6 protein-coding genes are annotated in these 5,446 nt (G+C 29.5%); 5 read left to right on the top strand and 1 reads right to left on the bottom strand.

Going from position 1 to position 5,446, the window contains the following annotated elements; genetic code table 11:
• Window positions 1–294 precede the first annotated feature (294 nt).
• The 5 genes from NSA58_RS15285 to NSA58_RS15305 all read left to right on the top strand — a co-directional run bounded on the left by NSA58_RS15285 (window position 295) and on the right by NSA58_RS15305 (window position 4,648).
• Complete coding sequence (locus NSA58_RS15285) at window positions 295–1,281, top strand: ornithine cyclodeaminase family protein (RefSeq protein WP_039678180.1); 987 nt, start codon at window positions 295–297, stop codon at window positions 1,279–1,281.
• Between the two features lie 27 nt (window positions 1,282–1,308).
• The gene (locus NSA58_RS15290) at window positions 1,309–1,521 is read left to right on the top strand and encodes a tautomerase family protein (protein WP_039678181.1); all 213 of its coding nucleotides are present in this window, start codon (window positions 1,309–1,311) and stop codon (window positions 1,519–1,521) included.
• Between the two features lie 19 nt (window positions 1,522–1,540).
• Window positions 1,541–3,187, top strand: coding sequence for a dihydroxy-acid dehydratase (ilvD, locus tag NSA58_RS15295; RefSeq protein WP_039678182.1), 1,647 nt, complete (start codon window positions 1,541–1,543; stop codon window positions 3,185–3,187).
• A 177-nt stretch (window positions 3,188–3,364) separates the two neighbouring features.
• On the top strand, window positions 3,365–4,165 hold the full coding sequence (locus NSA58_RS15300; protein WP_074079355.1) for a TrmB family transcriptional regulator: 801 nt from the start codon (window positions 3,365–3,367) through the stop codon (window positions 4,163–4,165).
• A gap of 174 nt (window positions 4,166–4,339) precedes the next feature.
• Window positions 4,340–4,648 carry a hypothetical protein gene (locus tag NSA58_RS15305; RefSeq protein WP_074079356.1) on the top strand — a complete coding sequence of 103 codons (309 nt, stop codon included), beginning with the start codon at window positions 4,340–4,342 and terminating at the stop codon, window positions 4,646–4,648.
• 49 nt (window positions 4,649–4,697) lie between these two features.
• On the opposite strand, the gene NSA58_RS15310 is transcribed toward NSA58_RS15305, so the two are convergent.
• Window positions 4,698–5,446, bottom strand: a 749-nt coding sequence (locus tag NSA58_RS15310) for a CPBP family intramembrane glutamic endopeptidase (protein WP_330652587.1), incomplete at its 5' end; no start/stop codon positions are given.

The raw sequence follows: 5,446 nt of genomic DNA on the forward strand, positions 1-5,446 counted from the left end.
CTGTTTTAGCAAAATTCAATGACATATAAACTAACACTAAAGATACAATCCAAGTAAGAATAGTTGTAGGAATTAATTTCACAAAAAAAGTATGTAATAAGTACACCGTAATACGTTACAACTTACATGTCAATAAAAAGTAATAGAGGTAAAGCAAGTTCTAAAAGTTTAAATAGAAATAAAAATATGAAAAAATTACTAATTATATTGACAAAATAATAACGACTAAATATAATAGTTACTAAAGGGAGCTACTAAAAGGAGTTTTAAAAATCATAAAAGTGGAGGTATAAGATGTTATTATTATCAAGAGAAGATATAAAGAAAGTTTTTACAATGAAAGATGCTATTGAAACTAATAAAGAATGTTTTAAAATATTTTCTGAGGGGAAGAGTGAGGTACCTTTAAGAACAACTATACAAGCACCAAATCATAATGGTGTATTTTTATTTATGCCATCTTATGTGGAAGAATTAGATGTAGCAGGGTTAAAGGTAGTTAATATATTCCCTGAAAATGCTAAGGAAAATTTACCTACAGCTCCAGCACAGGTATTATTAATAGATGGAAAAACAGGAATAGTAAGCTCTATATTAGATGGAACATATGTTACACAATTACGTACAGGGGCATCTTCAGGAGCAGCATTTGATTTATTTGCAGTAAAAGATGCTAAAATAGGTGCTTTAATAGGAACTGGTGGACAAGCAGCTACGCAACTAGAAGCTATGATGGTTGTTAGAGAATTAGATGAGGTTAGAGTATTTGACTTAGATCCAAATAGAAGACAAGCTTTTGTAAATAGAATGCAAGAAGAACTTAAATGTTATAATACTAAAATAGTAGAAGCTGTATCTTCAGATGATGCTATAGAAAATGCAGATATAATCGTCACTGTAACACCTTCAAGCAAACCTGTATTTGATGGAACAAAAGTTAAAAAAGGTGCAACAGTAAGTTGTGTAGGAGCATATCAACATCATATGCAAGAAATGGACCCTGCTATATTACCAAGGGCATCAAAAATATACTTTGATTCAGAGGAAGCAGTTTTATCAGAATCAGGAGATATATTAATACCTTTAGAAGAAGGAATAATAACAAAAGATGATTTTACAGGTGATATAGGTGATGTATTACTTGGAAAAGTTGTTGGGCGTGAAAATGATGATGAAATTATTGTATATGAAAACGTTGGCATAGGTGTTTTAGATTTGATGACAGCAAGAGCTATATATTTAAAAGCTATAGAAGCAGAAGTAGGAACTAATTGGGAATAAAATAACTATAAAATGGGGGAATGAAAAATGCCACATATAAATATTAAAATGTATCCAGGCAGAAGTGAAGAAGTAAAAGCTAAATTAGCTAAACACACTAAAGAATTTATGGTTAAAGAATTAGAAATGGATGAAAAATTTATATCTGTTTCTGTTGAAGATATAGATAAAGAAAACTGGCAATCTGAAGTAATGGATAAAATAAAAGACGAAGAACTTTACGAAAGACCAAATTTTTAGGGGGCATAGGAGGAGTAAAATGAGTAAAAGTTATTGGAATGGAAAAGATGCTGCACATAGAAGAGTTATGATGAAAGCAGCTGGTTATTCAGATGAGGATATAAAAAATAAACCACATATAGGTGTAGCAAATTCATTTATGGAGGGTTCTCCAGGAACTGCACATTTAAGACAAGTTACTGAAATGGTAAAACAAGGTATATGGGCAGCTGGTGGTGTTCCCGTGGAATTTGGAATACCTGCTACTTGTGGTAATATTGCAAATGGTGCAGAAGAATTAAAATATGAACAAGTAGGAAGAGATATAGTTGCTATGTCTGTTGAATTTGTTACAAAAGTTCATAATTTTGATGGTTTAGTTATGGTTGCATCATGTGACAATATAATAGCAGGTTGTTATTTAGCAGCTGCAAGAGTTGATATACCTTCACTTGTTGTGACAGGGGGATCAATGCAAGCTGGACATTATAAAGGAAATACAGTTGTAGAAGCTGATTTAGATGCAGCAAGATTTTCTGGAGCAGGAGAAGATGAACTAGATTATATGGAAGGTTGTGTATGTCCAACATGTGGAGCGTGTCCATCAATGGGTACAGCAAATACAATGCAAATGCTTGGTGAAATATTTAACTTAGTATTACCTGGTACATCAACAGTTCCGGCATCAGATTCAACAAGAATGAGAGAAGCTCGTATTGCAGGAAAATATGCAGTAGAGTTAACTAAATCAGGAAGAAAACCTTCAGATGTAATAACAAAAGAAGTCCTTTTAAACTCTATAATGTTTGATATGGCTGTTGCTGGTTCAACAAATGCTGTACTTCATATTTTAGCAATGTCATATGAACTAGGTCTTGGTATTACAATTGAAGACTTTGAAAAATATGCAAATGAAATACCATGTATAAACGCAGTTATACCAAGTGGACCATTCACAGTAGTAGATTTCCACTATGCAGGTGGAGTACCAAATGTTATGAAAATGTTAGAGAGTAAATTGTTCTTAGATGCACCAATGATGACAGGAAAAACATGGGGAGAATATTTAAAAGCTGTTACACCAAGTGAAAATGAAGTTATTCATTCATTAGATAAGCCTTTATTCAATGAACCAGGTTTAAAAATATTAAAAGGGAACTTATCTCCTAAAGGGGCTATAGTTAGACCAACAGCTGTACCTGAAGAAGTTAAATACATGAAGGGTAAAGCTAAAGTTTATGAAACAGATAGAGATGCATTTAATGCAATAATGGCAGGAGAGATAGTTCCTGGAGATATTATTGTAATTAGATACGAAGGGTGTAAAGGCGCTCCTGGTATGAAGGAATTAATGTTAAGTATAGATGCATTAATAGGACTTGGATTGCATAAGAGTGTTGGACTAATATCTGATGCAAGATTTTCCGGATTTAACTTTGGAGCTATTGTAGGTCATGTTTCTCCAGAAGCTTATGATGGTGGAGTTATAGCAGTTGTAGAAAATGGAGATGAAATAGTTATAGATATACCAAATGGAGAAGTATCTCTATTAGTTGATGATGAAGTGATAAAGGATAGACTAGATAAATGGGTACAACCACCTTTAAAAGAAGCTAAGGGATGTTTAAATATATTTGCTAAAAACTGTAGACCAGCAGAAGAAGGTGGAGCAATGCAACCTTGGTAATATCATAATAGTAAGTATTAAGTGCAAAGGATTTTCCTTTGCATTTTTTCGTGAATATAGGCTGCTAAGTTCATGTATAGGCTTATGATTTACAATTAAATATGTTTATGATAAAATACGAAATATCAAAAACATGGAAGTAAAGTTTTTATAATATTTATATAGAAGGGATTTACAATGGATAATGAATTAAATTTATTAAATAAAATAGGACTAACAGATGCTGAAGCAAAGGTATATTTAACTTTATCTCAAAATGGAAGCTTAACAGGTTATGAGGCTAGTAAGATAGCAAATGTTCCTAGATCAAAAATATATAATATACTACAATCATTAATAGATAAAGGATTCGTATTATTTACTCAATATGAAAGTAACAATAGATATGTGGCTGTACCTATGAGCGAAATATCGAGTAAAATTAAAAAGGAAATGTCAAATAACTTAGAGAAACTAGAAGAAAGTTTTAGGATTTTTCCCTTGAAAACAAATATGGATAACATATGGCATATAAAAAATTATGATAATATTTTTGAAAAATGTAGAGAAATTATAAAAAATAGTACTAAAGAGATTCTAATTCAAATATGGTATGAAGATTTGAATAATATTTTAGATGAGATAATTGAATTTCAAAAGAAAAGTAAAAATATAGCAGTTGTTGTATTTGGAGCTCCTAAGGATATGGATATACCAGAATTGAAAAATTTATATTTCCATGGAATGGGAGAAGAAAAAAAGAAAGAAATGGGTGGAAGATGGATTACTCTTGTTTCTGACTTTAAAGAAGTTATATTTGGACAAATTATTAGTAAGTCTATTGCTGAGGTTATATGGACAGAAAGCAAACCAATGGTTATGTTAGCAGGTGAATATGTTAGACATGATGTTTACTTCTACAAGAGTGCTGTAACATTACCAAATGAAATGAAGCAAAAATTCGGTGATGATTTAGAAAAAATAAGAGATATATTTTAATTTATAAAAAAGATAAATTTTAGTAGTATTGGTATTTTTGAGTTTTCTTTAAGAAATATCATTGGATTTTTCTTAAAGAATGGCAACTCTACTTTTAAATATTCTTTAAATAGTTATGTGAAATGTAATAAGTTGCATATAGTTATAAGAGAATAAGTAATAAAAGGAGGAGTTGTGGGTAGGAAAAAATATAAATGTAGTTGTAAAGGTTTAGCTGATCAATATTTAACATTAGTTACTATATATGCAGCAATTATTAATCAGCAATTTGATGATGCAGATGAATTGGAGATATTTTCAGAGTTTTTAATAGCTTTAGGTGAAGAGTTATCACTAGCAGCGGCCGTTAGAGGACGATGTGAAGAAGGTAGTGGAGAAGATTTTGAAGTTGATGTGGATGAAAGTACAATAACTAGTTTGGTAGATGGATTTCATAAAGCTTATAAGGGTAAGAATAAGAAAAATAAAAAGAAGTCTAAGTAAAATGATAAAAATCGGACTAATATCTGATATTTATCATTTTTTTGTGATTTTATATTATTCCAAATAGAATAAAGCCAATAGTGTTTATGGCAAAATTTGCAAACATATGTACAAACCATGAATTATAAATATTATTATTTTTATCATCTAAATAATTAAAAAACATACCTGATATAAAAAGAGAAAAAATAAGTAATATTAATAATATTATATCAAACCAAGTAGTCATCATAGCAACATGATAAATAGAAAAAGTAAAAGAGCTAAAGATATAGGCAACCTTTTTGCTTGAAATATTTTTTAATGTTATAAAAGCAAAGCCTCTAAAAAATATCTCTTCCAATAGTGAGTTTATAAAAGATATGTATAAGGCAACAAATATAAAATTTCTACTATTTACCCCAATATTATTTTCTAAGGAGTTTGTAACACTAGAAAAATCAAATAAACAACCAAGTGTAAAATAAGTAAGTAAAATTAAAATATATACTCCTACACCTAGGAAAATTGATTTTATTATATGCTCTTTATTTATTTTAAATAAGTTTTTTAAACTTATTATAGAATTACTTTTAAAATAATATATACATGGAAGTAGTAAAAAAATAATTAACTTGAAAATAGATTTTATCATGTAATTTGGAGAAAGGACTCCATCAACAAAAGCCATGGAAACACATCCTATAATTACTAAGCTAACCAAAAGTATAATATTGCTTTTAAAGTTTAATGATTCATCTTTCATATTAATAAATATTTCCTTTCGATAACAGTTTATATAAATTATACCATATAAGA

This window comes from Terrisporobacter muris (genome assembly GCF_024621905.1).
GTDB classification, from domain to species: Bacteria; Bacillota; Clostridia; order Peptostreptococcales; family Peptostreptococcaceae; genus Terrisporobacter; species Terrisporobacter muris.

Coding starts and splice junctions, on each gene's coding strand:
- NSA58_RS15285 (WP_039678180.1), top strand. CDS start 295: ATGTTATTATTATCAAGAGAAGATATAAAGAAAGTTTTTACAATGAAA.
- NSA58_RS15290 (WP_039678181.1), top strand. CDS start 1,309: ATGCCACATATAAATATTAAAATGTATCCAGGCAGAAGTGAAGAAGTA.
- ilvD (WP_039678182.1), top strand. CDS start 1,541: ATGAGTAAAAGTTATTGGAATGGAAAAGATGCTGCACATAGAAGAGTT.
- NSA58_RS15300 (WP_074079355.1), top strand. CDS start 3,365: ATGGATAATGAATTAAATTTATTAAATAAAATAGGACTAACAGATGCT.